Origin of the sequence: Paenibacillus sp. Lou8.1, assembly GCF_024213565.1 — a bacterium.
GTDB lineage: Bacteria > Bacillota > Bacilli > Paenibacillales > Paenibacillaceae > Paenibacillus > Paenibacillus polymyxa_B.
On record NZ_JANAVN010000015.1, the window covers coordinates 153,212 to 180,095 of the forward strand.

The window sequence follows — 26,884 nt, forward strand, 5'->3', positions numbered from 1 at the left end:
GATTTTATTACCATCATGTGAGAGGAGAATTTTCATGAAGAGTTTTAATCGTTCCATTGGCGCGAAATTACGAATTATGTTTTTGCTGATTCAGCTCTTTGCGTCCCTTTTGTTCAGCATCAGTTTCTATGCAATATCCATGAGTATCATTAATAACAGTGTCATGCCTCAGGTAGACCAATTGCTAGAAACTGGAGCTAAAAATGTGTATCAGGATCTCAATATTTCCTTAGCTGTTCAGGCTGGGCAAGGAAGCGGTTCTGATTCCGGCTCCGCTATACAGATGGAATCCTATCTTCAGGACAAGGTCGATACCCTCAAATTAGAATCGGCTTATATCGCGGTAGTGAAGGATGATAAAGCCGAAGTCGTCGCTCGGAATGTAAAATCAGTATACAAGGTCAAGGATGCACTCATTCCTGTTGAGGATATTAAAAAAGCAAAACAAGGCGAGATGAATATCAGTGAAATTTACAGCGATTCATACGGAGTACACAAAACCGCCTTCTTTGCTATATCAGGTAGTAATCTAGTTCTGGGTGTGAACGAAGACGTCGGATTTGTACAGGAAAAATCCCAACAAATTCTATGGATTTGCATAGGTATTACAGTGGCAACGCTCCTGCTGGGCGGAATTATTTCTACCCTCGTGATACGTAAAGTTGTAGAACCCATTGCTGAATTGGTTCGTCATAGCGAAAAAATTGCTCAAGGTGATCTTTCACAAGAAGCGAAGGTTCATGGAGTTAATGAAATTGCCCAACTTGCCCGCAGCTTCCAATCCATGTCTCATAACTTGAAAGAAATGATCGGCCATGTGCTTTCTACATCCGGTGCGGTTGTTGAAGGATCGGACGAGCTACTTCGTCGGACTGAGGCTATCAGTGTAAAAGTGCAGGACTCTACAGTTGCCGCAGAGGAAGTAGCAAAGGGCAGTACCAGCATAGCTACAGCTGCTGCTGAAAATGCACAGGCTATGGAGGAAATCGCTCAAGGTGTTCAGCACATCGCCTCCTCTGCCAATGATGTATCCGATCAAATCAGTGAAGCGACAAAAGAAACGGTTAACGGTAATACGCTCGCTCAAAAGGCTGTAGCTCAAATGTCACAGGTAGGACATGCTGCCGATGAATCGCTTCGATACATCCATAGTATGAATGAGCGCTCAGAAGCCATTGGCAGTATCGTTTCGGCTATCTTCGATATTACGAAGCAAATTCAAATGTTGTCCCTGAATGCCTCCATTGAAGCTGCCCGTGCGGGCGAACATGGACGGGGCTTTGCCGTAGTAGCCGGAGAAGTACGTAAGCTTGCCGAGCAATCTAAAGAAGCCACACAAGAAATTTCCGACTATTTGGTTACCATTCAAGAAGTATCGCAACAATCTGTGGACTCTGTGACCCAGGTGAGCCGTGAAATTCATTCGGGAACGGAAATGGTTCAACAAGCGAGTTCAGCCTTTAACCAGCTAAGTGAGCTTATGCAAAAGATCAATGCTACGATTCAAACGGTCTCTGCAGCAACGGAGCAGGTATCCGCCAGCTCGGAGGAAGTATCTGCTTCCGTGGAAGAGACAGCTCTCATCGCAGCCAATGCACAGCATATGATTCAAGAAATCGGTTTAAATGCCGATGAGCAACTGAATGAAATGGAAAGCCACAGCGAGGTTGTTCGCCAATTAAGCAAACAAGCAACCGAACTGCAAAAGGCTGTCCAAAAATTTAAAATTACGTAAGCTGATACAATACAAAGAGGTATCTCACAGTCTTGAAAATGGCTGTAGAGATACCTCTTTATTTTTTAAAATCGATTTTAATAATCATCCATGAAGTTTATGAATCCATTCCCATAATACGATAAATTTGCTCCATATCTAAATGAGCTCGGACCACCTCTGCGACACGGTTAAACTCTCGTTCCTTGGCTTCACGTACAGTAAAAGTGCTTTCTAAAGGTGTCAAGCCCTTGGCTTGTCGCAATCCATCCAGCCAGCACCGGCGAAAACGGTCATTATCAAACACACCGTGCAAATAGGTTCCCCATACTTTACCGTCTGTCGTACCCCAGCCTTCCTCAAAAGCTGTTCCTTCGCCACGCCGGATATAGAATAACCTTTTCATTTCGCTTAGGTTTAAAGTTCTATCTGTAGGTGCGCATGGTTCCGTAACATACTCCGTAACGCCCATATGTATTTCATAACCTTCAATGCTTGGCTTGCAGGCAGAACCTGAATCAGTCGCAGTGCTAAGCAAAAGCGGGCAATGATTAGACAGGGTTCCCTGTACGCGTACGGTTTGCTTTTCCTTTAAAAAGGTCGTGGATAGAGCAAGCCAACCTAACCCTTCTGCCTGCTGCGGCAACCCAGATTCGACGGCTTCGGGATCAAAAAGTGCGGTACCCAGCATCTGATAACCTCCACAAATGCCAACGAGCTGTGTACGTCCGGTATTTATAGCCTGCTGAATGTCCTCCTCCAGACCTCTTTCACGCAATTCCAGCAGGTCTCCAATGGTGTCTTTGGTTCCCGGTAAGATAATGGCGTCCGGTATGCCCAACTGTCCGGCTTCTGTGACATAACGAACACTCACATCCGGCTCTGCGGCCAGAGCATCCGTATCTGTAAAATTGGAAATCCGCGGATATCGTATCACCGCAATATCCAGTTCTTTATCCTTTGCAGATTGCTTGGGCTTCTTATCCAGTACTACCGAATCCTCTGCTTCAATGCGAATGTCTGGCAGATAGGGCAATACACCGAGTACAGGAATGCCTGTCCGTTCTTCCAGCCAGTCTAGTCCCGGCTGAAGCAGAGACAGATCACCTCTGAATTTGTTAATGATAAATCCGCGGATACGCTGTACTTCATGGGGTTCCAGTAATTCGATAGTTCCTACGAGAGAGGCAAAAACACCGCCCCGGTCGATATCTGAAATAAGCAACACTGGAGCATCCGCCCATCCTGCCAGATTCATATTTACGATATCGCGGTCCTTCAAATTAATCTCTGCCGGGCTGCCTGCCCCTTCCATAAGGACAATATCATAGGTATCACGCAACCGACTCAGAGCATCCATAACGGTCTGTTTGGCTTTTGGCAAAAAATCCTTCCGGTAATCGGAGGCGCTCATATAGGCATAAGGTACACCGTGTACAACAATTTGTGAGTGCATATCTTTGACCGGCTTAATCAGAATCGGATTCATGTCAGTCGTGGCCTCAATACCGCAGGCCTCAGCCTGCACCCCCTGAGCGCGTCCAATTTCCTTGCCGTCCTCGGTAACATAAGAGTTTAACGCCATATTTTGCGACTTAAACGGTGCGGGACGATATCCGTCCTGCGTAAAAATACGGCAAAGCGCAGTCGTCACCACGCTTTTGCCCACATCCGACGCTGTTCCTTGAAGCATCAATACGGCTGCCGGGTTTGTGTAGGACGGTTCGAAAGTTGACAATTGCCTCTTCCCCTTTAACGAATTCATTTCAAATCTGGTCACAACCCGTACAAAATGACAATAAACAACAATAAAACAGTCTCCAGCAATTCGTTTAAAGTTCCGTATATATCTCCCGTAAGTCCACCCAGTCGGCGGTTAATACGGTTTGCCGTGAAGGTTCCAACACCGTAAGCCAAGACCGGAAGCAACACAAAACCTAGCGAGATTGGAAGGCTCTCAGAATACGAAAGGAACGTCTGTAAGTAGGATCCTGCCAACGACAGATTCCCAGTCCCCCTTGTTGCTGTAGCCAAATCTGCCAGAAGATATTGTCCTACGGCAGCACTTAGGGTCACTAATACTGCCCAGAATACGGCCAACCCTACGCGGCCACCACTCATATCAGCAAAACGCGCAGCCAGCCCATCATCATTACGGGCTTTAGGCCAGCGTTTCATTGCATGTACCATAAACCAGCGGCTCCAAACCATCGGAAGCAGCAGCAAGCCAGACACATTCCGTTCAACCAGCACCGTATACAGCAAAGAAGCCTTGAGCATGAGTAGCAGCACACAAGCAATAACGCCCATAGCCCCTACACGGCTATCTTTCATAATCTCCAGCATCCGCTCACGAGATCGGTAGCTGAACAAGGCATCGGCCGCATCCATCCACCCGTCCAAATGCAATCCGCCCGTCAACCAAACCCAGACAACAAGCGTAAGAATCGCACACGGCAACGGCGGCAATACCATAGAAGTAAGCGCCGCAAAGCCCCAGACAATGATGCCAATAACCACTCCCACCAGCGGATAATAACTTGCACTGCGTTTAAGCAAATCCGGGGAAAAATCTATTTCCGCCTTCACCGGAAGACGCGTTAAAAATTGAAAAGCCGCCGCAACAGCCTGACGTTCGCGGCTCATAGCTTATATTCCAACTGTTTGAGTTCTACGGGAATGCCCGCCGTCACCAAAAATACTTCACCACAAAGACGGGCAATCCGCTGATTCATAACCCCACTCAAATCCCGATACAGCCGACCCAGCGGATATTCGGGCACAATACCGTCACCAACCTCGTTGGTTACGATGACGAGCTGCCCTGGATACTGCTCCACAGCTGCCGCCAGTTCATTAATGGCAGCTCTGGACGCAGCTTCGCCGTCCTCGCCTGCAGCCAGCAGCACATTCGACAGCCACAGGGTCAGGCAGTCGACTAGCACCATAGGCGCGGGCTGCGACGCTTGATCGCCACCAAGCCACTGTAGCAGCTCCGGTAACGCCTGCGCTTCCTCCAGCGTCTGCCAGTCGTATCCGGCAGACTCGCGCTGGACCCGATGAAGGGCGATGCGCTCCTTCATCTCCATGTCATAGGCTTGCGCCGTTGCAATGTAGCAGGCGCGCGAAGCGCGCGACATGCATAATCGCTCGGCAAAGCCGCTTTTCCCGCTGCGTGCCCCGCCGGTCACGAGCGCTTTCATCGCTGCGCGGCTCCCTGACCGTCCGATACGCCTGCATCGGCAAAGGTCGCCATTCCGCGCATGATGCGGCACGCCGCATCAATCAGGTGCAAGCTAAGCGCACCGCCTGTGCCCTCCCCGAGCCGCATGTCCAAATAAAGCATGGGCTCCAGCTTGAGCTCGCGGAGCACCGCCGCGTGCCCGCGCTCGTCCGAGGCGTGCGATGCGAGCATGTACGCAGCGCTAGCAGGCGCAAGCGCACGCGCTGCAAGGGCGGCTGCGCCTGAAATAAAGCCGTCCAACACGACTGGACAGCGATGTGCGGCTGCGCCGAGGATGACTCCTGCCAAGGCGGCAATCTCCAGACCGCCGACCTTAGTGAGCACGTCGAGCGCATCATTTGCATCTGGCTGGTTCACCTCCAATGCGCGGCAGACAACCGATATTTTACGGGTAAGCCCAGCCATATCTACACCCGTCCCCCGGCCTACGATAACTTCCGGCTCTAGCCCGGTAAGAGCACATACGACCGCAGCGCTGGCTGTCGTATTCCCGATGCCCAGCTCTCCGGTAACGAATAGCCGTGTGCCACCTTTGACCGCTTCTGCTACGGCTTCAGCTCCGGCCAAAACCGCCTGTTCCGCTTCCGTACGCAGCATTGCTGGCCCTTTAGCTATATTCGAAGTACCCAGGCGTACCTTACGATCCAACAGATTCTCGTGAGTGACATCCGCATTCACGCCAACATCCACCACCTTGACATCTGCGCCCGCATGGCGTGCCAGCACATTAATTGCCGCGCCACCTGACAGCATGTTATACAGCATTTGCTGTGTAACCTCAGCCGGAAAGGCACTGACTCCCTCTTCACACACCCCGTGATCCGCAGCCATGACCATAACCGTTTTACGATCAAATTCAGGCTTGTCCACTCCTGTAATTCCTGCTAGCTTGATGGCCACACTTTCCAACTTTCCAAGACTTCCCGGTGGCTTTGTTAATTGGTCCAAATGGGCTGAAGCTGCCGAGGCCGCCACCCCATCCGGCTGGGCAATGCTATCGATCAGCTGACGCAGCTTGTTGTTCATACCTTCCACTCCCTGCTCTTTTTAAGTGTGTTTCATCATTTATTTAATCTGCTGTATCCGAAGCACTTCTGCGCAGCAAGAGCTGCGGCACACCGCTATCAGGATGCGGAAGCATCACAGGCTCAACACCGTATACTCGTCGAATCCGATCCTCGGTTAATAACTTCGATGAAGCTCCCAATCCTTCAACCATTCCATCCTTGAGTACAAGCAAATCTTCGCAAAATTGGGCTGTCAAGTTAAGATCATGCAAGACCGCAATGATCGTCATACCCGTTTCTTGGCGCCAATCTGCCAGCAGTTCCATAAATTCAAGCTGATAGCGCAAGTCCAGATAGGTCGTAGGCTCGTCCAGCAGCAATATTCGTGGCTCCTGCACCATTACTTTTGCCAAAGCTACACGCTGTCGCTGTCCCCCACTCAAGCGGTCCAATGCTCTGTCCGCCAACGTGGTAAGACCCAATCGCTCCAGCACGCGATCCGTGATCGCCTCCACATCAACACCCTTTTCCCTGCCTAACCAGTCCTGATGAGGAAAACGTCCCATTTCTACGACTTCCCTGACAGTGTATCCCACTGGAGGAAGCCCTTCCTGTTGGAGTACGGCTATGAGTCGGGAAAGCTCTTTTCTGCTGTAGCTACCGACCTTTTTGCCATAGATATGAACGTTTCCCGAAGTTGGCTGATCTACACCCGAAAGCAGATGCAGCAAGGTCGATTTTCCACTGCCGTTCGGACCAATAATCCCCCACCAAGTTCCTTCGTCGACGCTCCAGCTTATATTCTTTAACGCATGGAATTCTCCATAGGCACGTGTCAGACCCGCTACCTCTAATGCCCGATCACGCACTTTCTGTGATTCACTTTGTTCTGTCACAGCAGTTCCCCCCTGCGCAGCTTCTTGTTCCGATACAGGAGATATGCGAAGAACGGTGCCCCAACAAAGGCCGTCATCACGCCCAGAGGAATTTCCGTGGGGGATAACAACGTGCGAGCCGCCGTATCCGCCCAAGCCATAAAAATGGCTCCACCGAGCGCAGATAATGGAACAATCATCCGGTAATCAGGACCTGTCACCAGACGAATGATATGCGGTACAACAAGTCCCACAAAGCCAATCACTCCACATACCGAGACAGCGGCAGCTGTCAGCAGCGTGGAAATGATCAGGACAGATAGCTTCGTCGCATCTACATGAACTCCCATGTGAGCCGCCTGACGTTCACCCAAAGCCAAAATATTCAGCACACGTGCCCGGTTCCATAGAAATACCAGTCCTATGACCACATAAGGTAAAAGGATTCCTGTATATGACCAACCGCGCAGACTAAGACTTCCCATCGTCCAGTACAATATTTCATTGACCGTCTCCTTCGACATGGCTGTCAGAAAGGAAACAACTGCTCCTAGAAAGGATTGCATCACCACACCCGACAAAATGAGACTTTGTGTCGGAATTTTTCCACCTTCCCGTGCCAACGTTAGCACCATCCACAGCGTCAGCATTCCGGTCGTAAATGCCACTAGCGGCAGCGTCCATATGCCAACAAATGAAAATTGAAGGCCCCAATAGATCAGTACTGCCGCTCCTACCGAAGCCCCCGAGGATACCCCCAGTGTATACGGATCAGCCAAAGGATTACGCAGCACACCCTGAAATCCGGCTCCCGCCAGCGCCAGCGCTGCTCCTACCAACATTCCCAGTAACACTCGTGGCAATCTGACCTTCAAAATAATCTGCTCTGAGGATGTATTCCAATCCGGTGTAAACGTATCGCCTAACCACGGAAGGTGGTTAACCAGAATGCCCGTGATCTGGCTGACCGGAAGCTTGGCCGAGCCGATGCCAAGACAGAGCAGCAGCGTCAGCAACAGCAGGACAAGACCTGTCCCTCCAAAGCCGATCAGTTTACGGTTCATTTGAAAATTTCAGGATACACGCCCTTGGCCACTTCCTTGAGACCTTCCGTTACGCGTGGACCCGGACGACTGATCAAATTATCATCCACGGCAAACACCCGGTTATGGCGAACAGCCGATATTTGATCCCATCCACTGCGAGCTTTAATGATTTCGCCGAGCGTCTGGCCAGTTTTGTCGTCCTTGACACTTTTGCTGTACAAAATCACGTCAGGGTTCGCAGCAATAATATTTTCTTCACTAATTTGGTACCACCCCTTCTGCGTGGCACCTACATTTTCGCCGCCCGCCAACGTAATCAGCTCGTCCATAAACTCGCCTTTACCAACTGTCCAGCCTGGTGAAAACTCGACGTATACCCGCAGCTTCTGCCCTTTACCGATATTTTTAACTCCTTCTTTCACTTCCGCTACATCTGCCCTCATCTTGTCAGTCACCGCTCTCGCATCTTTCTGATGATCGGTGATTTTTCCATACAATTCGATGTTAGCTATGACATCTTCAACTGTCTTCGGTTCCGTTTTAAAAATCATAATTCCCATGTCGCGCAGCTTGGTCGTAGCCTGTTCACTAAGTGATATCCCTGCAAAAACGACTTCCGGGTTAGCAGCAATGATCGCCTCTTCGTTCGGTTTCATAATACCGCCCACTTTAGGCTTTTTCGTAGCTGCTGCCGGGTAATCAGAGTAGTCGGAGACGCCAACTATTTCCTTATCCAGCCCGATGGCGAACAGCGCCTCGGTTTCTGCCGGGGAGACGGAAACGATTTTATCCGGCGCTTTTTTGAATGTAAATTCCTGTCCTGTTGCATCCTTAACTGTGAGTGGGTAAACTGTTTTGCCCGGAGGCTCTTGTGCGGTTACGGTCTTTCCTGGCTGCTGTGCAGAAGTCTGATTCTCTTTATTTTCAGCATTTTTTCCATTAGAGCCACATGCACTCAGCACAACTGCCAAAATCAGAACCAATAGACCTGTTGTCCAAACCTTTATTTTTTTTCCTGCCATGATTTGCACCCCTTCATAAAAAAATCGTTAAGAGCGTTACTTGAGCATCATCAGATATCTTCTAAATCCAGCCTTCTTTTCCTATCAAAAAAACCCCGCATCCTCATATTAGGACACAGGGGTCACGTTAGCGCAGATTGTGCGCAGGCGGCAGCTTCTTTCCGCACGGACAGTCACTGCGAACACGTCATCCTTTCCTCGAAGGATTATGGTGACAGGCGGACGGGCAGGTATCCTGACTTATGGTAAGATGCATGTCCTGAAATTCCTTCATATGCTTAGTAGCACATAAAGCAGGACTAACCGGCATGTTTCCATTTACAGTGGCGGGACCGCGCCGGACTTACACCGACTTCCCTTTTAACAGCGCAGGCAAGGGAAACCATAGTTTCATCACACTGCGCCGACCTCGTCTGCTGGATATTTGATGTAGTGGTAGTCAAGCCGTTCTTTTACTTGATGATTATAGGTTAAAATGAGGCGGCTTACAACCCAAACAGCCTCTTTACCCGCTGGTGTCTAACCTAATGAGGGAGCATTTCCGCTATGTAATTGTGCGGTCCTGCCAGCCTCAATTGAATCCTAAATGCTTCTCCCGGCTTCGGATTCAGACTCCAAAAATCATGGCCCGGTATCAGCATGCAAGCTAACTGACGAATTACGCCACCATGCGTAACGACCAAAACAGAGGGCGGCGCAGCAGTCAAATCCATGGGTTGAACTTCCATAGCAACACGCCATTCATACAGAGAGTCAAGAAATTTCCGCAAACGATTCACAAAATCTGTCCAAGACTCTCCTCCAGGAGGGGTTATCCGTTGCGGCTCATCAATCCAAGCGCGATACAACGACACATCCTTGAGCATGTCATACGTTTTTCCATCCCACTCGCCAAAATGAAGCTCTCGCAGACGTGGTTCCATCATAGGAGACATAGTAGATAGGGAACCTCCAGACGTCAATTCTGACTCCGGCACAATGATCTGCAAGGTCTGGCGACATCGCATTAAATCGCTGCAATAGATTCGAGCAAAGGACTGCCCCTGCAATTCTTCTTGCAAAGGCTTTAATTCCTGTTCTGCTCCTGGTAGCAAACCTAAGTCGGAGTGTCCCATATATCGACGTTCCTTATTCCATAAGGTTGTGCCGTGACGAACTAACACGAGTTCCATGTCCCAATGCAGATCTTCTTTAGCATCATATGGCACCTTATCCTCCTGTGAGTTCGGACTTTGTACGTATTCTACCGTCCTTTTTGCTGCTATATCTTGCTTCAAGATCATGTCACTTCCTGCTCGATCATTATTCAGTGTGTCACGCCTCACCCTCACCGCACCCATCCCAAGGCAAAACAACCTGCGGCTCCTAACAAACACAATCCTACGAACATACTGGACACGGCGAACATCAGCTGGATTGTATGCCGTATATCTTTCGACTCTAGCGGTCGTATCCAATCGCCCATGTATGCACGAAAAGAGCGTACGCCATGATACACATTATAGCCTCCAAGACGAATCCCCAGTGCTCCAGCAACAGCTGATTCCGGGAAGCCACTGTTCGGGCTTGGGTGCAGACGAGCGTCTCGCTTGACTGTGCGCCAGCTTCTAGCAGCATCTCGCTTGTACATCCACGCCGCTACGACAAGCATTGCCGCTGTCAGGCGTGCCGGAATGTAGTTAGCCACATCATCTAGACGTGCTGAAGCCCAGCCTAAATGCAGATACTTTTCATTTTTATAGCCAACCATGGAATCGAGCGTATTCACAGCACGATAAGCCAGCGCCAAGGGTGCTCCTCCGATCAGGGCATAAAAAAGCGGGGAAATAATCGCGTCCACGATATTTTCAGCGACCGTTTCAACCGTACCACGTACAATCTCAGGCTCATCAAGCTGTTGCGTATCCCGCCCGACAATCATGCCCAGCTCCCGCCGTGCCGCTGCCAGATCATCCGCCTGCAACGCTCGGTATACGGCCATTCCTGCATCCTTTAGTCCTTTGGAAGCAATCGTGGTCGCAATCAGCACCATTTCTGCGCCGACAGACAACCACGGATGAATCCAGGCAAGCAAGTGCAACAGCGCCCAGGCGAGCGCAAAGGAGCCTCCCGCCACAATGAGCGGAAGCAGTATACCCGCACGTTTCAGCCCCCGATCACTGCGGACCTGGCGACGAATCGCTTTTTCCAATGCTGAAATGGCATGTCCCATCCCGATGACTGGATGCGGCAACCACCTCGGATCACCGATCAGCCTGTCCAAAAGGTAGGCTGCCAGGATAATCAAGCTAACTGTCACGCCGCTGCTCCTCCTCCAGCACTTCACCCAATACAGACAGCAGCCTGTCGTTGGCTTCTGCATCCTTGACCGCAATGCGAAAATGGCTCGTCGTCAGTCCCGGATACATAGCACAGCTACGTATAAGAATTCCGCGTTGTCCAAGCGCCTGCTGAATAGCCGATGCGCTCCACGTACCCGGCGCCCTTGCCAGCACGTAATTGGCTTCACCGGGAACGACACCGCAGCCCCATTCCGCCAAGGCGGTCAACAGGCGGTTGCGCTCCGCAGCAATCAGCTCCTGTGTTTGGCGCTCATATGCTTGCCCACTTCTCAAACACGCCTCCCCAGCCAGCAACGCCAATCCATTCACACTCCAGGTCACCTGTTTGGCCGTCATTCGCCGGATATAGTCCGGATGAGCAATCGCATAGCCCAATCGCAAGCCAGGAATGGCATAAAATTTGGTCATTGACCGGATCAAAATCACATGAGGATAGCGATCCAGCACAGGCAGCAGTGAGATTCGCCGTTCCAGCGGAATAAAATCAATGAATGCTTCATCCACCACCAGCACGGTACCCGTTGTGCCAGCCGCCTCTGCCAGCTCGCACAGCTCCTGCTCACTATATTGTACGCCATTTGGATTATTCGGCTGTCCGAGGAACAAAACATCTACCTGCTCCATGAGATGAAGGATGTCCTCCACGTCCGCCTTCCATTGAAGCGAGGCCTTCCCATACACCCGGTTGACCTCGGCTCCGAATTTGCCAGCCAGCTCGGCATATTCCGAAAAACACGGCTCCACTGTACCCACACGCTTAGGAGCTAGTCCCAATAGTAGGAGCGCCATGCTTTCAGCCGCTCCGTTTCCGATACTTAGCGACTCCGGTGGAACATGCAGTCGCCGTGCGAGCATATTTTTAAAATTCCGATGCCCAGGGTCTGGATAGCGAATCACAGTGTCAAATGAGTGTTGCAGCGCCTCAAGCACCTCTGGCGGTGGACCAAGCGGATTAATATTTGCACTAAAATCTACAAAATCCGCAGCAGCTCCGCCAAAAGTCGCGGCAGCTGTCTCCCTGTCTCCGCCATGACCGTAAACCTCTATCATTGCCTCTCATCCTTTCCGCCCGTTTCCAATCATTTAGCTCCATTATGAGGCTGCTTTTTGCGTCCCGTCAATGCAAATGAGCTTTTGTACATGGCTCACTTGGGTTACAATAGAAGGAGGCACACATAAATTACACAGTTTATATACGGAGGAATGGACATGCTGTTCATCGACAACCAGGGGATACACGATCCAGCCATTAATCTTGCTATTGAGGAATACGCGCTCAAGCATTTACCGCTGGACGACAGCTATTTGCTGTTTTACATTAATCAGCCTTCTATTATTATAGGCAAGCATCAAAACACTATTGAAGAAATCAACGCCGAGTTTGTTAGGGACAACAATATTCAAGTCGTTCGTCGCCTGTCCGGCGGTGGGGCTGTATATCATGATCTCGGTAATTTAAATTTCAGCTTCATTACTAAGGATAACGGGGAGTCCTTTCATAATTTCCTCAAATTTACGCAACCTGTGATTGACGCCCTGCGCCAAATGGGAGTAGAAGCTGAAATGACAGGCCGCAACGATCTACAGGTCGGAGAACGTAAAATTTCAGGAAACGCCCAATTTGCCACACGCGGACGTATGTTCAGCCACGGTACATTGATGTTCAACCTGAATCTGGATAATGTGGCTGCATCGTTGCATGCCAATCCCGAAAAGTTTAAATCCAAAAGCACAAAATCCGTCCGCAGTCGCGTGGCTAACATCAGCGAACTGATGGACCGTGAGATGACCATAGAGCAATTTCGCGAGGAACTGCTACGTTCCATATTCGGAGCAGAATTGGATCAGGTGCCTCAATATAAGCTCACCGATGCCGACTGGGCCAAAATCCATGAAATATCCAAAGAACGCTACCAATCGTGGGATTGGAACTACGGTCTATCCCCCGAGAGCAATATCAAGCACACACGTAAATTTCCGGTCGGTATTATTGATATCCGCATGGATCTTAAGGAAGGCTACATCCGTGATATTAAAATCTATGGGGATTTCTTTGGTGTGGGTGACGTTGCTGATATTGAAAATATCCTGCGCGGCAAGCGTTATGATGAAGGTGAGGTACGTCAAGCCTTATCCTCTCTCGATTTGAAGCACTATTTTGGTAATATTGAGCTGGACGATTTTGTTGGACTTGTATTTTTGGAAGACTAACCGTTACTTTTTCCCATCGTTTCAAGCCAATACTTCAGTGGTTATATGGGGACAGGCTCTTATGGGAGCTGTCCCCTTTTCATTGCGATATTGTCATTTTGAATATTATAAGATACAATTTTAGCATTGCCCCATGATAGAGATAAAGGAGAGAATACCGATATGTATAAATTAATTGCCATTGATATTGATGATACACTCATTAACGACCAGAAAGAAGTCACACCAGCGACACAACAGGCATTAGAAGCTGCTGTAGCAAAAGGTGTGGTGGTTACCCTCGCTACTGGACGAGCTTATGCCTCTGCACACAAAATTGCTCGCCAGACGGGTTTGAACGTGCCGATCATTACGTACCAAGGAGCTTTGGTTAAAAACCTGCTGGACGAAAACGTGCTGTATGAGCGTTATGTTCCACTCGTGGCTGCACGTCGTCTGTTTGAATTCTGCGTGGAACGCAATCTGCATCTGCAAACGTATATTGATGACAAATTGTACACACGTGAAGATAATCAGAAAATCAAAGATTACACTGAGCTGAACAACACGGAATATTTTGTAGAGCCTGTATTCAGTAAAGTTATAGAGCAGCCGGCTCCTAAATTGCTGATTATCGACGAGCCTGAAGTGTTGGATGAATTAATTCCTGAACTTCGCGAACTGCTTGGCAATGAAGTTCACATTACAAAATCCAAGCCTCATTTTCTGGAAATTATGCATCATGAAGGCACTAAGGGCCATGCGCTTACCTTCCTTGCAAATCATTTTGGCTGTGAACTGTCGGAAACAATTGCTATCGGTGACTCTTGGAACGACCACGAGATGCTTGAATGCGCTGGTCTCGGCATAGCGATGGAGAATGCCATTCCCGATTTGAAAAAGCTGGCTGATTACATCACTCGCAGCAATAACGAAGACGGTGTTAAGCACGCCATCGACAAATTCGTACTCAACGTTGAATAAAGTAAAAAGTGACTGTTCCCATAATACTTAAATGAAGTAGTACAACAACAAAGCCTCCAAACGTCGCATGTTCAGTAACATACGACAGTTTGGAGGCCTTTTCTGTCAGATCATATAATAACCTGCCTCCCTTTAAAATATCAGGCAGCAGAACGTACCTTACGCCTGTTCACCAGACGGATAATTCCATTGTTCATAAGGATTAATCCGGTCACAATGAGCAGCACCCCAGCCAGCATCCACCAGCTTACATGCTCTCCATACAACAACGCTCCCAAGCCCACCGCAATCGGCGGTGATATATACAGCCACGTCGTCGGAAACAGGGGATTTGTACGCTCCATGAGCCAGTAGAACAGTGTATGTGCAATCATCGAACCAAACAGGATCAGATAAAGTAAAGACCCCATGGCAGGAAGGTACTGCCACCCCTCAGAACTCCACGGTTCCGTGATCGCAGACAGTAACAGCAGCATCCATCCCCCATGGATCATTTGCGCCGCATTCAGGGCAATCGGGTTCGTTTCACGAAATACATCCATCACTCGCTTGGAATACAGAGCTCCCCCGGAATAACACAGCTCCCCCAGCAAAATGACAAGGCATCCCGCCAGCCACAGACCACTGATCTGAACCGCCAATCCGGGCAGCACAACCAGCACCACACCAAGAAAGCTGATCATGCAGCCAACGACCGTAATCCGTGACGTTTTTTGCCGTAGCAGTACAGATTGCAAAATGACGATCATCATCGGCCCGGTAGCTGACAAAATAGCTCCGATCCCGGAGCTGACATATTGCTCTGCCCAATACAAGGCTGAAAATGTACCGAAGGTCGTTCCTGCTCCAATCAGCAACATTTCCTTCCGCCATAATAACGACCATCGTACTTTTCCGGTCAGCTTCATAGCAATGAACAATATCGCCCCTGCCGCGAAAAAACGTACACCTGCCGATAGGAATGGCGGAAGTCCGGCTTCCACTCCCACTTTTATGGCCAAAAACGTTGTGCCAAAAATAAGACACATTACTGTAAACGCGATACCTATCATGATACGTCCCTCTCCCTTCAGTTGCTTTTAAGCATACAGGGAGACGAACAGAACAGATGTATAACTACAGAACAGTTGTATACGTTTTTGAAGTGCTATATAGTACAATACACAGAAAGGAGCGTGGATAGCATGGGTAAGAACAACACCGAACTACTCTTTGCAGCCGATCATGCCTTAAAGCTGTATGAGCAGGTTATCCATTATGTAACTGTGCGGATTGATCGCGGGGATTGGCAAACAGACATGAAGCTGCCGTCCGTACGAAGCTTGGCTCAGGAGCTGGGTGTACATCGGCTAACTGTTTTCCGGGCATATCAGGAGTTGAAGCAACTGGGACTGGTCTATGTAAAGGACAAATCAGGATATTACGTTCATGCTTCCCAAGCGACTGGGCATGCAAAATATGCTGGCTACTCGGGACATTCGTCCATTGACCTCACGATTCACTCCGAATCTGCCCATGCGGCAGATGATCCGTCAGTTTCAGCCTGGAGAGGAATGGATGGACTTAGCCGCGTTCAATCCGTAAATACGAATTTCCAGTTTTCCAAAGCGCTGATTGACCCCTCTCTCCTGCCCAACCGATTTTGGGGAGAGCTAATGATGCAGGTATTTGAAAAGCATCCGAAAGTAGCGGCCACCTATTCCGCTGTGCAGGGTGATGCCGAGCTTCGGGAGGCCATGGCACAGCATTTTAGCGTGGATAAGCATTTTGCTTTATCACCGGATGAAGTGCTGATTACCTCCGGAGCACAGCAAGCCATTGATTTAATTGGCCGATCTCTGCTCCGTACAGGAGACCGTGTATTGATCGAACGCCCTGCCTATGGCCCCGCTATGGAAATATTCCGTAGACTAGGCGCACGTCTGACTATGACTGATATTCGACCAGAAGGTTATGATATGGACCAGATTGAGTGGTGCATGAAAACGGAAAAACCACGCCTCTTTTATATGAATCCAACATTCCACAACCCGACGGGCTTTACGGTCCCCGATGAGCAGCGCAAACGACTGCCTGAACTAGCCGAGCGCTATGGCTGCCTCATTGTTGAGGATGACAGCACCTATGACATTAGCTTTGGGCAAAAGCCCCCTTCTCCAATTTTCGCCTATGATGTTTCGGGAAGCGTCGTCTACATTCGAAGTTACAGTAAATATGTCGCACCCGGTCTACGAATCGCAGCCGTGACCTGCCGACCACAGCTCATGAACAGCCTGCTGAACGTCAAAGCGTTAGTGGACAATGGATCGCCACTGCTGAATCAAAAGCTGTTTTTAGAATACTTTCAATCTCCACGTATGCAGCAGCATATTAAAAAGCTATGTATCGCGCTCCAGATTCGTAAAGAAACGATGGAAGACAGTCTCCGCGACTCCGGTTGGACATGGACCAGCCCGGCAGGGGGACTCAACCTGTGGCTCCAGCTGCCTTCTACGTTGAAACCTAATGAATTACTTGCCAAAAGTTTACAAGAGTCTGTATCCTTTGTCCCCGGCAATGTATTTGATCCCATCGGCGCAGAGGGTAAAACGCATGTACGGCTGTCCTATTCATACGCCAACGAGCTACAAATCAAAGAAGGAATCTCCACACTTCTACGTATCAGTCAAACGATGTAAAGGTAAAGGTCACCTTTATTCTAACGGCAAACTCATGCCGGTGTGTGCCAAGCTAATCCCTTCCAGAAGCCCATAGTTGCGTGTGACATCTACATCATGGGACATATGTGTAAACACTGTGCTTTCGGGTTTAAGCCTTCCTATAAGCTCCTGAGCCTCCAGCATGTCATATACGGAACGGGTGGCATACTCGGCCTCCTCATGATAAAAACTCGTTCCCAGGACGAGCAAATTCAGATTGTGCAAGGGCAGAATTTCCGCCTCATTCAATCCAATCGAATCCGAACAGTAAGCCCACGAGAAACCGTCCTTTTCCAGACGATAAGCGTAGGCATATCCGTTCTTCCCGTGATTCACACGCCATCCCCGGATATTCCATCCGCCAAGTTGGGCTCCCTCGTCTACTGGAATAAGATCCAAGTTTCCAGAGAGCCAGGAAAATTGACGCAAGATCGTGTCGATCACTTCCTGTGGCGCGTACAAGCGACCTCTGTTCCCAGTCCAGCGACAGGCATCTGCCCATTCTGGTAATCCTCCAATATGGTCAAAATGTGCATGTGTCACAAGGATCGTAGGGATAAAACGCAGACCGCGCAATTCTAGCTGTCTGCGCCAGTCCGGGCCACAATCAATCATAAAGTCCTCCGTCTCGCTTTCGATCAGCACAGACGATCTCAATCTTACATTCGCCCCTGTCGTGCGAGCTTCTGTGCATACGAGACAATCACAATATACACGCGGAACCCCCATTGCATCCCCCGTGCCAAGAAAAATAAGCCGATTCATGGTTTAACTCCTATCTACTTGGGTCTTTTTACTACTATTATAACGAACAGACCGATTCTACGTAAATCATCTGCGTAAATCCTTCCAGCGTCCAACGCCAAAAGGAGCATGCCCAAAGCCGTGAAATCCGGCCAGACATCCCCTCATGCGTGATCGTATTTATTTTCAAATGATAATAGGCATTGGATCTTCCTTCAGGCGGTTTTCCACCATCCAGCTGGACTGGTCATTATAGAGATAGGCTCGATGCACCAACACTCGCACCTGCTGACCAGGTTCCAGCGTAGACTTCTCCAGCGAGCGGTATGTCATGAGACGATGATCCCCGACCTGTACTTCAACCATCCACTCACTTCCACGAAAATGCAAATGCTTCACTGTGCCTTCCTCGGTCGCCGACAGAAGCGTAAATTCCTCGCTTGGCCCGACATCAATATACTCTGGACGGATCAAGGCACGTGTTCCCACTCCAGCAGCTTCTTCGAAGCCTCGGAGACTGCCTGCCTGTTCAATCACCGTAGATTCCCCAATAAAGGAAGCCACGAACGGAGTACCCGGTTTTTTATAAATATCCCAAGGTGTTCCCTTCTGCTCCAGTCGTCCCTGATTAATCACCATAATTTCATCCGCTACTTCAATCGCCTCATCCTGATCATGGGTGACAAAAATTGAAGTAATACCCACCCGCTCAATCAACTCTCGCAGCCAGGTGCGCAGCTCCTGACGAATCTTGGCATCAATAGCTGCAAAAGGCTCATCCAACAGCAGCAATTGAGGCTCTGGTGCCAAAGCACGCGCAAAGGCAACCCGCTGTCGCTGTCCACCTGACAACTGATGCGGATAACGATGCTCAAATCCTTTGAGCCCCGTTAGTTCGACCAACTCTGTGACCCGTTCCTTGATGCGGGTTTTGGAGCTTTTTTTCACTTTCAGGCCAAAGGCAATATTGTCGTAGACGCTCATGTGCTTGAACAAAGCATAGTTTTGAAATACAAATCCGATTCCACGTTCCTGCGGGGACAGCTCGTTTACCCTTTTTCCATGAAAATGAATTTCTCCCGCATCCGGTTGCTCCAGACCCGCCAAAATGCGAAGAATGGAGGTTTTTCCCCCACCACTTGGACCGAGTAAGCCAATAAGATGGCCCGCCTGAATATCAAAAGATACGTCCTTTACTGCATGAAAATTACCGAAATGCTTGTTTAATCCTCTTACTTCCACATGCATATCCGTACACTTCCTTTCCGCTTCTGGACCTGTTCAGGAACAGCAGCAGCCTTGCTTTCCGCAAAGCACGTACCTCATTTGAAATCATTTAATTATTCCAATGTATATACTATGTTTTTTCTTATGTGATACTTTATCAAAGGAAAGTAATTTTCGTCAACTATATATTATATTAGGAATTAAAAGGGTAAAGTATTAGGAAGAAAGGAGATGGAGTTATTGTTGCATACTTTAGAATTATCCACTACACGGCGAGATGAAATGCGCGATATTACACGAGAGGTTGCTTCATTGATCGAAAAAAGCGGGGTACAACAAGGAACCGCACTTGTTTATTGTCCACACACGACAGCCGGCATCGCCATTAATGAAAATGCAGACCCAGACGTCAAACATGATGTGATATTAACACTAGATGAAGTTTATCCGTGGGAGCATCCCCAATATCGCCATATGGAGGGAAATACGGCTTCCCACCTAAAATCCATTACGACAGGCCCCTCACAAACGATCATCATCCATGATGGAAAGCTGTTGCTCGGACGATGGCAGGGACTTTATTTTTGTGAATTCGACGGACCACGCAGACGCCAATACCATGTAAAGATCATGAAAGGCTGACGGACCGGGTAAAAAAACAGACCATGATGTTTTCCTACTGGATGCATCATCGTCTGTTAAATTCTCAGTCGCTTTCGCAAAGTACCGTAATGATAAGTCACCGTCATGAAGTGCATACACCCAGAAAAGCGCCCTACATGTTCATGGCTGAAGTGTGTGAATGCAGGTACGCTCATAGGTGTCTGCACAGCAGCTTTACATGTGCTAAAGCAGCGGGCCTAATTTCTTCAAATGTTAAACCGTCCTGAATATAAAATGATACAAAGCCATGCATGGATAAAAACAGACTTTTCGGTACCCTAGAGCAATATTCCTCCGAATGCCCCTGACCACTCAATTCTTGACGGATCATGGACGCAAATAGTTCCACACAACGGTTTTGCTCTGTGCGACAGTATGCAAATAGTTCTTCATCGTGCATCATGAACATAATTTCGTATTGATATGGATTTTCCAAACCAAAACGGATAAATTCCAGCATCAAGTACTCCAACCTGCTCAAGCCATCATCAGGCGTACCTGTTGCTGCTTGCAGTAGAATCCCACGCAATGTATTAAAATCTTCAATTACAATGGCATAGAACAGTTCAGCCTTCTCTTTAAAATGATAATATAACGAACCATGACTGTAACCCAGATGCTGGCCAATGCTGCGCATTGAAATCGCACGGTAGCCCTTGGTAATAAACAAGTGCCTGGCCGCTTCCAGAATCCGCCCTCTTGACAACTCCTGTTCTACTGCTCTTCTAGCCATATTATTTATTCCCCTTCAATAAAGTAAAGCTGCTCTCCCTCCGACACAAGCGATTGCCCCTGCGTCAAGTCTGTTATCCAGTTGCTGAAGGATTCCGCATCACCAGCCAGCGGCAGACAGGTTAAGGTAACTTTATCCGTAAACATTGTTTCTCCAGTGCGGATGCTGCGATTGCGTAATTCATTTTCCACTTTGCCCAACCAGGTATAATCCAATTCTACAAAGACTTCGCGATGCAGCACACGTGTAATTGCATCTCCTGCCTCGATTGCTGCAACAGCACCATCTGAATACGCGCGAATCAGACCGCCTGCTCCCAACAAAATCCCACCAAAGTAACGGGTAACAACAATAGCGACATTTTTTAGCTTCTGGTTGCGGATCACCTCCAAAATAGGCTTTCCAGCCGTACCACTCGGTTCTCCGTCATCCGATTGCTTTTGGATTTCGTCTCTTTCGCCAATCATGTAAGCAGAACAATTATGGGTAGCGTTCCAATGCTCTTTTTTGATGCGCTCTATGAAAGCAACTGCTTCTTCCTCAGTTTGAACAGGCTGAATATGGCCGATAAAACGGGATTTTCGGATCACAATTTCCTTGTTGCCGGCACCGCGTACGGTTCGGTATTGTTCCAACATACACGTATAACCTTCCTTACTTCATTTTACAAGAAAGCAGTCCCCCGCTTCTGGCAGCTGGTGAACTGCTTTCCTGTACTTTAATTGATGCTATACACTATAACACTTCTGACCGAAATCCTGTTTCGCATCAGAGATTACAGCACTCTTATTCAGACAATCTCGCTTCAAGCTCAGCTTTTTCTTTTTCGAAGCCTGGTTTGCCGAGCAGCGCAAACATGTTCTTCTTGTAAGCTTCTACGCCCGGTTGATCGAACGGATTTACACCCAACAGGTAGCCGCTGATGCCGCAAGCTTTTTCGAAGAAATAAGCAAGATAGCCGAAAGAGTAAGGGCTTAAGTCAGGAATATTTACAATCAAGTTCGGTACTTGTCCGTCTGTGTGAGCCAGCAATGTACCTTGGAATGCTTTTTTGTTTACAAAATCCACAGTTTTGCCTGCCAGGAAATTCAGTCCGTCCAGATCATCCTCATCTGCTTCGATGGTGATGTGACTTGGTACATTTTCTACTTGGATTACCGTTTCGAAAATGTTGCGGCTGCCTTCCTGAATGAATTGTCCCATGGAATGCAGGTCTGTCGAGAAATCAACAGAAGCAGGATAAATGCCTTTGTAATCCTTGCCTTCGCTTTCTCCGTACAACTGTTTCCACCACTCGGATACAAAATGAAGAGACGGCTCATAGTTTACGAGAATTTCAATTGCTTTACCTTTGCGGTACAAAGCGTTACGAACGGCTGCATATTGATAAGCTTCGTTCTCAGCTACATTCGGGTTGCTGTACTCTTTGGAAGCGTCTGCCGCCCCCTGCATCATTTCCTCGATGTTAATGCCTGCAGTAGCAATCGGCAACAAGCCTACTGCTGTCAGCACGGAGTAACGACCACCCACATCATCAGGAATAATGAAGGATTCGTAGCCTTCTTCGTTAGCCAGTTTTTTCAAAGCGCCACGTTCTTTATCCGTCGTTGCATAAATACGCTTGCGTGCTTCTTCTTTACCGTATTTTTTCTCCAGAGCTGCACGGAATACGCGGAATGCGATCGCTGGCTCTGTTGTCGTACCTGATTTGGAAATGACGTTCACAGAGAAGTCTTTACCTTCAATCAGTTCCAACAGATGATTCACATATGTAGAGCTGATGTTATTACCTGCAAAATAGATAGCTGGACCCTTGCGTTGATCTTTAGGCAGCGCATTGTAGAAAGAATGCGACAGCATTTCGATCGCAGCACGTGCTCCAAGGTAAGAACCACCGATACCGATTACGATCAATACTTCGGAATCGCTTTGAATTTTAGCAGCAGCCTTTTGGATGCGCGCAAACTCTTCTTTATCATAATTGGTAGGCAGGTCAATCCAACCCAAGAAATCGGACCCTACACCGGTTTGGTTGTGCAGTTGCTCATGAGCCAGCTTGATGGGCTCTGCAAAATAATCAATTTCGTGCTGACCTATAAAGGAGAGCGCTTTAGTGTAATCAAAATTAACTTTTTTAGACATGTTTGGAACCTCCTGTTTGGTATTACTAAGACCATGAATACGAACATAAGGACTTAGGAATAGGATACTTTAATTTGCGGGACCTGACAAGCTTGCGTTACCTGTGTATCCTGTGCTTGACAGCCCCTCCTGTAGATAGGGTAGCATGCCCATGCTACAATTAACTGAGATCAACCTGTTTTATATTCATTTCAAGCCGAACTCGCAATCTGCATCGGACGGCAACTTCCAACAAGAAAGGTGATTAGCAATGAAAAATATCGGATTTATCGGACTGGGCACCATGGGCGCCCCGATGGCATCCAATCTGCTAAAGCAGGGATTCGGAGTCACAGTTTATAATCGTACCGCTTCGCGCTGCGAACCACTGGCAGAGCAAGGTGCACGTACAGCTTCAACTCCTCGTGAAGCAGCTGAAGGTCAGCACTTGGTCATTACCATGGTCAGCGATGATCACTCCATTCGTGACATCTATTACGGCGATGACGGCGTGTTTGCCGGACTTACGGCTGGCATGACCGTGATGGACAACAGTACGATTTCACCTGAACTGGTCAAGCAACTGGCCGCCGAAGCGGACAAGCTGGGCTGCTCTTTCATTGATGCACCCGTAACAGGCAGTAAGCCTGCTGCTGTAGACGGTACACTTGTGTTCATGGTTGGTGGTAATGCAGAAGCCATTGCGGCACAATCAGATGTTTTTGATACCCTGGGCAAAAAGGTACTTCATATGGGACCTAATGGCAGCGGGGCCGTAGCCAAGCTCGCTCATAATACGATGGTGGGTATTCATAACCTCGCTCTGGCTGAAGGCTTTGCTATCGCGGCTAAATCCGGCATCCCGGCAGACAGCTTCCTTGAATTGGTACAACTCGGATCGGCAGGCAGCAAGGCCGCTGACCTGAAAGGGCGCAAAATCATTGAACATGATTTTAGCAACCAGTTCTCACTTGCCTTGATGCTTAAGGACTTGAAACTTGCTTCCTCACTAACAGACAGCCTGTCCATCCCTGCACCTATGTTATCCATTGCCAAAAGCCTGTTTCAAGCCGGGCAAACTCAAGGCTACGGCGATGAAGACCTATCCGCTGTCGTGAAGACATACGAAGCATGGATTGGCCACACCATTGGTGGTCAACCTCTCGAATAAGCTGCACTTTTCTTTGTAACCATACGGCTGTGCTTGTGTACATATGGCATAGCTTTAGGGTAAGCACACTTGGCTTGAAGGCTGAGTGTGCTTACCCTTTTTTAGCTTATTATTCGGGATAAGAACAGCAATAATCAGTTACACTTCGTACTTCCAGCTTGAATGAAGACTTTGCAGGTACGTGAAAGGTTGCCGTCCCTTGTATTTCTAGCCATTCCTCAGTACCTGGAAGCAACACTCTCAAATCCCCTGCCAAAATCTCCATGATCTCACGGGAATCCGTGCCGAACTCATACGTTCCTGGCAGCATAATACCCAGTGTAACCTTACTGCCGTCACCCAGGATGACTGTACGGCTTGTAACCTGACCATCGTAATAAACGTTTGCTTTTTTAACTACGCTTACTCCATCGAACTGTGTCATTCGTTATCCCCTCATCTGCTCTCAATGGTTGAATGAATATTGGTGCATCATAACATAGATTTGATTCCAGCTTCAGTATGAAAATACACACTGTATCATCGTATCCTATACATTGGAATTCAATAGTGATTTCATTGCAAAACATCAACTGTATGAAACAAACAGCCGTAAGCCTTTCTCAGGTTACGACTGTCTGTTTTAATTTCCAATGTTTTATTTCAACAAAGCTTTCACACGGCTAACAACATTCTCTACTGTAAAGCCGTATTCCTTAATTACGCGGTCGCCAGGTGCGGATGCGCCGAATGTGCTGATACCGAGAATGTCGCCTTGGTCGCCAACATATTTTTCCCAGCCCAGTGGATACGCCATTTCTACAGCCAAACGAGCTTTCACTTCTGGCAGCAGAACGGAATCTTTGTATGCTTTGTCTTGTTTTTCGAACAGATCCCAGCTTGGGAAGCTGATAACACGTACTTGAATACCTTGTTCTGCCAGTGCTTCCTGAGCTTTAACAGCCAATTGCACTTCGGAGCCTGTAGCCAGAATTTGAGCAACCGGTTTGCCGTCTGTTGCATCTGCAACCACATAAGCACCGCGTTTGATACCTTCGCGTGCATGCTCAGCACTAGCAGCCAGGATTGGCAGGTTTTGACGAGTCAATACCAGAGCAACCGGGTTTTTCTTGTTTTCCAATGTATAAGCCCAAGCAGCAGAAGTTTCATTACCGTCCGCCGGACGAATTACTGTCAAGTTCGGGATAATACGCAGGGAAGCCAATTGTTCGATCGGCTCATGAGTCGGACCATCTTCACCTACAGCAATACTGTCGTGAGTCAGAACGTAGGTTACAGGCAATCCCATCAGAGCTGCCAGACGAACGGCTGGACGCAGATAGTCTGTAAATACGAAGAATGTACCGCCGAATACTTTTACACCTTGGTGCAACGCCATACCGTTCATCGCAGCAGCCATACCAAATTCACGGATACCGAAATAGATGTTACGGCCGGCGTAGTCTTCTGGCGTAAAGTTCGTCAGGTTGTTCAAATGTGTCATCGTGGAGCTCTCCAGATCGGCAGATCCGCCTGTCAGGAAAGGTACGTTTGGAGCCAATCCGTTCAGAGCATTACCAGAAGCTACACGAGTCGAAACGGCTTTGTCTCCAGTCGTGTATTTCGGAAGATCACGATCCCATCCTTCTGGAAGATCGCCGTTTACAGCTGTTTCGAACTGAGCTGCCAAATCAGGGTGAGCTGCTTTGTATTTCGCAAACTGTTCATCCCATGCTTTGTTCGCCGCGATACCGCGCTCTTTTACTTTAGCAAAATGCTCGCGAACCTCTTGTGGTACGTGGAAGTCCTCTTCGTATACCCATTTGTAGAATTCTTTAGTCAGCTTAGCTTCTTCTGATCCCAGCGGGGAACCATGAGTACCACCGTGTCCGCCTTTACCTTGTTTGTTCGGGCTTCCGTAGCCGATAACTGTTTTCACTTCAATCAGCGTAGGGCGTGTCGAGTCGCCTTGCGCTTCTTCAATGGCTTTTTGGATGGCTGGAAGATCGTTACCATCTTCTACGCGCAGTACTTGCCAGTTGTAAGCTTCAAAGCGTTTGGCAACACTCTCGGAAGAGGACAGATTAAGCTTGCCGTCCAGTGTAATATCATTGGAATCAAACAATACAATCAGCTTGCCCAGTTGTAAGCGACCAGCCAACGAAGCAGCCTCGTGAGAAATACCCTCCATCAGATCGCCATCGCCGCAGATTGCATACGTGAAGTGATCTACAACTTTAAATTCGTCTTTATTATATGTTGCACCCAGTTGAGCTTCAGCCATTGCCATACCTACGGACATTGCGAGACCTTGTCCCAGAGGTCCAGTTGTAGCATCTACACCAGCAGTGTGCCCAAACTCAGGGTGGCCCGGTGTAAGGCTGCCCCATTGACGGAATTGTTTCAGTTCTTCCATAGGAAGATCATAGCCGCTCAGGTGTAGAAGGCTGTATAGCAACATGGAACCGTGTCCTGCGGACAATACAAAACGGTCACGGTTAACCCACGTAGGTTGATCCGGATTATGATTCATCGTTTTAGCAAAAAGTTGGTATCCCATTGGCGCGGAGCCCATCGGCATACCAGGATGTCCCGAGTTTGCTTTCTCGATGGCGTCAATTGCCAACGTACGAATAGTTGTGATGGACAAATTGTCGATCGTGGAGTTTTCATCCTTTTGAATCGCTTGATTCTGGTCAGTCATGGTTTGCCTCCTCATATTGTATAAAGTATGTCAATTGCATTCGGTCATACTCTTCAACACCACCGTCCGATATAGAAACGATGTCTATTGAAGTGAGTGAATCTGCTTGAATGTTTCAATATGACTTATACATTCTTAAGTATTGTACCATTTGCCGTGAAAGTTTGCCAGATCGTTTATAAAGATGATTGTGGAAATGTTGTACCGGATCCTCATATAAATATACCCGTAATGTATTAACCTCATTTAAAAAATTATAAAATCACAAAAAATATTATGTACTGACCGTTTATAAGGCAAATAACTCACATAAAAAAACAAAGCCCGTTATGCGACGGGCTTTCAGATTGTCGAGAAACCCCGTCTTTTGAGACGTGGGTTTCTTTTTCTTTACATCATAAGGCTCTGGTCTCTGGAGA

The 26,884-nt window shown here is 48.3% G+C and carries 24 protein-coding genes and 1 riboswitch; of the genes, 6 read left to right on the top strand and 18 right to left on the bottom strand.

The genetic code is table 11. The features are described 5' to 3' along the window. The first annotated feature begins 34 nt into the window (after positions 1-34). Positions 35-1,735: a methyl-accepting chemotaxis protein gene (locus NLX78_RS20845; RefSeq protein WP_069291424.1), complete on the top strand. Its 1,701-nt coding sequence runs from the start codon at positions 35-37 to the stop codon at positions 1,733-1,735. Positions 1,736-1,832: 97 nt separating this feature from the next. On the opposite strand, the gene NLX78_RS20850 is transcribed toward NLX78_RS20845, so the two are convergent. The 10 genes from NLX78_RS20850 to cobD all read right to left on the bottom strand — a co-directional run bounded on the left by NLX78_RS20850 (position 1,833) and on the right by cobD (position 12,300). Then, complete coding sequence (locus NLX78_RS20850) at positions 1,833-3,452, bottom strand: cobyric acid synthase (RefSeq protein ID WP_254351425.1); 1,620 nt, start codon at positions 3,450-3,452, stop codon at positions 1,833-1,835. Positions 3,453-3,490: 38 nt separating this feature from the next. Further along, complete coding sequence (gene cobS / locus NLX78_RS20855) at positions 3,491-4,360, bottom strand: adenosylcobinamide-GDP ribazoletransferase (RefSeq protein WP_069291422.1); 870 nt, start codon at positions 4,358-4,360, stop codon at positions 3,491-3,493. Next, a complete protein-coding gene (gene cobU / locus NLX78_RS20860) occupies positions 4,357-4,917 on the bottom strand; it encodes a bifunctional adenosylcobinamide kinase/adenosylcobinamide-phosphate guanylyltransferase (RefSeq protein ID WP_069291421.1) in 561 nt (186 codons plus the stop codon). The genes cobS and cobU overlap by 4 nt, the downstream gene beginning before the upstream one ends. Next, a complete protein-coding gene (gene cobT, locus NLX78_RS20865; protein ID WP_069291420.1) occupies positions 4,914-5,984 on the bottom strand; it encodes a nicotinate-nucleotide--dimethylbenzimidazole phosphoribosyltransferase in 1,071 nt (356 codons plus the stop codon). Before cobT ends, cobU begins: the two co-directional genes overlap by 4 nt. A gap of 43 nt (positions 5,985-6,027) precedes the next feature. Continuing rightward, entirely contained in the window at positions 6,028-6,861 is an 834-nt protein-coding gene (locus tag NLX78_RS20870; protein WP_254351426.1) for an ABC transporter ATP-binding protein, read from the bottom strand. Then, entirely contained in the window at positions 6,858-7,904 is a 1,047-nt protein-coding gene (locus NLX78_RS20875) for a FecCD family ABC transporter permease (protein ID WP_069291418.1), read from the bottom strand. The genes NLX78_RS20870 and NLX78_RS20875 overlap by 4 nt, the downstream gene beginning before the upstream one ends. Continuing rightward, a complete protein-coding gene (locus NLX78_RS20880; protein WP_069291417.1) occupies positions 7,901-8,908 on the bottom strand; it encodes an ABC transporter substrate-binding protein in 1,008 nt (335 codons plus the stop codon). Before NLX78_RS20880 ends, NLX78_RS20875 begins: the two co-directional genes overlap by 4 nt. A 208-nt stretch (positions 8,909-9,116) precedes the next feature. Then, positions 9,117-9,310: riboswitch (cobalamin riboswitch) on the bottom strand. A gap of 122 nt (positions 9,311-9,432) precedes the next feature. Beyond that, positions 9,433-10,191, bottom strand: a complete 759-nt coding sequence (locus NLX78_RS20885) for a histidine phosphatase family protein (protein ID WP_155765253.1) — start codon at positions 10,189-10,191, stop codon at positions 9,433-9,435. A gap of 44 nt (positions 10,192-10,235) precedes the next feature. Then, positions 10,236-11,207, bottom strand: coding sequence for an adenosylcobinamide-phosphate synthase CbiB (cbiB, locus tag NLX78_RS20890; RefSeq protein ID WP_254326488.1), 972 nt, complete (start codon positions 11,205-11,207; stop codon positions 10,236-10,238). Beyond that, positions 11,197-12,300 (bottom strand): threonine-phosphate decarboxylase CobD, encoded by a 1,104-nt coding sequence (gene cobD, locus NLX78_RS20895; RefSeq protein WP_254351427.1) that lies wholly within the window; start codon positions 12,298-12,300, stop codon positions 11,197-11,199. The genes cbiB and cobD overlap by 11 nt, the downstream gene beginning before the upstream one ends. A gap of 159 nt (positions 12,301-12,459) precedes the next feature. On the opposite strand from cobD, the gene lplA reads away from it, so the two are divergent. Together lplA and NLX78_RS20905 are read left to right on the top strand one after the other, a co-directional pair. After that, the gene (lplA, locus tag NLX78_RS20900) at positions 12,460-13,461 is read left to right on the top strand and encodes a lipoate--protein ligase (protein ID WP_069292091.1); all 1,002 of its coding nucleotides are present in this window, start codon (positions 12,460-12,462) and stop codon (positions 13,459-13,461) included. A gap of 162 nt (positions 13,462-13,623) precedes the next feature. Continuing rightward, positions 13,624-14,424, top strand: coding sequence for a Cof-type HAD-IIB family hydrolase (locus NLX78_RS20905; protein WP_061829546.1), 801 nt, complete (start codon positions 13,624-13,626; stop codon positions 14,422-14,424). 140 nt (positions 14,425-14,564) lie between these two features. Here the strand turns inward: NLX78_RS20905 and NLX78_RS20910 are convergent, their stop codons facing one another. Beyond that, positions 14,565-15,476 carry a DMT family transporter gene (locus NLX78_RS20910; RefSeq protein WP_013309297.1) on the bottom strand — a complete coding sequence of 304 codons (912 nt, stop codon included), beginning with the start codon at positions 15,474-15,476 and terminating at the stop codon, positions 14,565-14,567. 132 nt (positions 15,477-15,608) lie between these two features. On the opposite strand from NLX78_RS20910, the gene NLX78_RS20915 reads away from it, so the two are divergent. Next, positions 15,609-17,102 carry an aminotransferase-like domain-containing protein gene (locus NLX78_RS20915; protein ID WP_069291414.1) on the top strand — a complete coding sequence of 498 codons (1,494 nt, stop codon included), beginning with the start codon at positions 15,609-15,611 and terminating at the stop codon, positions 17,100-17,102. Between the two features lie 15 nt (positions 17,103-17,117). On the opposite strand, the gene NLX78_RS20920 is transcribed toward NLX78_RS20915, so the two are convergent. Next, positions 17,118-17,888, bottom strand: a complete 771-nt coding sequence (locus NLX78_RS20920) for an MBL fold metallo-hydrolase (RefSeq protein ID WP_254351428.1) — start codon at positions 17,886-17,888, stop codon at positions 17,118-17,120. A gap of 165 nt (positions 17,889-18,053) precedes the next feature. Next, entirely contained in the window at positions 18,054-19,115 is a 1,062-nt protein-coding gene (locus NLX78_RS20925) for a sulfate/molybdate ABC transporter ATP-binding protein (RefSeq protein WP_061829549.1), read from the bottom strand. Between the two features lie 219 nt (positions 19,116-19,334). Between NLX78_RS20925 and NLX78_RS20930 the strand changes: the two genes are divergently transcribed. Further along, entirely contained in the window at positions 19,335-19,736 is a 402-nt protein-coding gene (locus NLX78_RS20930; protein WP_069292090.1) for a secondary thiamine-phosphate synthase enzyme YjbQ, read from the top strand. Between the two features lie 172 nt (positions 19,737-19,908). On the opposite strand, the gene NLX78_RS20935 is transcribed toward NLX78_RS20930, so the two are convergent. The 3 genes from NLX78_RS20935 to NLX78_RS20945 all read right to left on the bottom strand — a co-directional run bounded on the left by NLX78_RS20935 (position 19,909) and on the right by NLX78_RS20945 (position 22,632). Continuing rightward, on the bottom strand, positions 19,909-20,490 hold the full coding sequence (locus NLX78_RS20935; protein WP_061829550.1) for a TetR/AcrR family transcriptional regulator: 582 nt from the start codon (positions 20,488-20,490) through the stop codon (positions 19,909-19,911). Positions 20,491-20,495: 5 nt separating this feature from the next. After that, positions 20,496-21,128 (bottom strand): YigZ family protein, encoded by a 633-nt coding sequence (locus tag NLX78_RS20940; RefSeq protein ID WP_029516377.1) that lies wholly within the window; start codon positions 21,126-21,128, stop codon positions 20,496-20,498. 148 nt (positions 21,129-21,276) lie between these two features. Then, positions 21,277-22,632: a glucose-6-phosphate isomerase gene (locus NLX78_RS20945; protein WP_235307810.1), complete on the bottom strand. Its 1,356-nt coding sequence runs from the start codon at positions 22,630-22,632 to the stop codon at positions 21,277-21,279. Positions 22,633-22,882: 250 nt separating this feature from the next. On the opposite strand from NLX78_RS20945, the gene NLX78_RS20950 reads away from it, so the two are divergent. Further along, a complete protein-coding gene (locus tag NLX78_RS20950) occupies positions 22,883-23,782 on the top strand; it encodes an NAD(P)-dependent oxidoreductase (RefSeq protein WP_061829552.1) in 900 nt (299 codons plus the stop codon). Between the two features lie 109 nt (positions 23,783-23,891). On the opposite strand, the gene ppnP is transcribed toward NLX78_RS20950, so the two are convergent. Both ppnP and tkt read right to left on the bottom strand, forming a co-directional pair. After that, entirely contained in the window at positions 23,892-24,206 is a 315-nt protein-coding gene (gene ppnP / locus NLX78_RS20955) for a pyrimidine/purine nucleoside phosphorylase (RefSeq protein ID WP_013309288.1), read from the bottom strand. A 213-nt stretch (positions 24,207-24,419) separates the two neighbouring features. Further along, positions 24,420-26,465, bottom strand: coding sequence for a transketolase (tkt, locus tag NLX78_RS20960; RefSeq protein ID WP_061829554.1), 2,046 nt, complete (start codon positions 26,463-26,465; stop codon positions 24,420-24,422). Between the last annotated feature and the right edge of the window lie 419 nt (positions 26,466-26,884).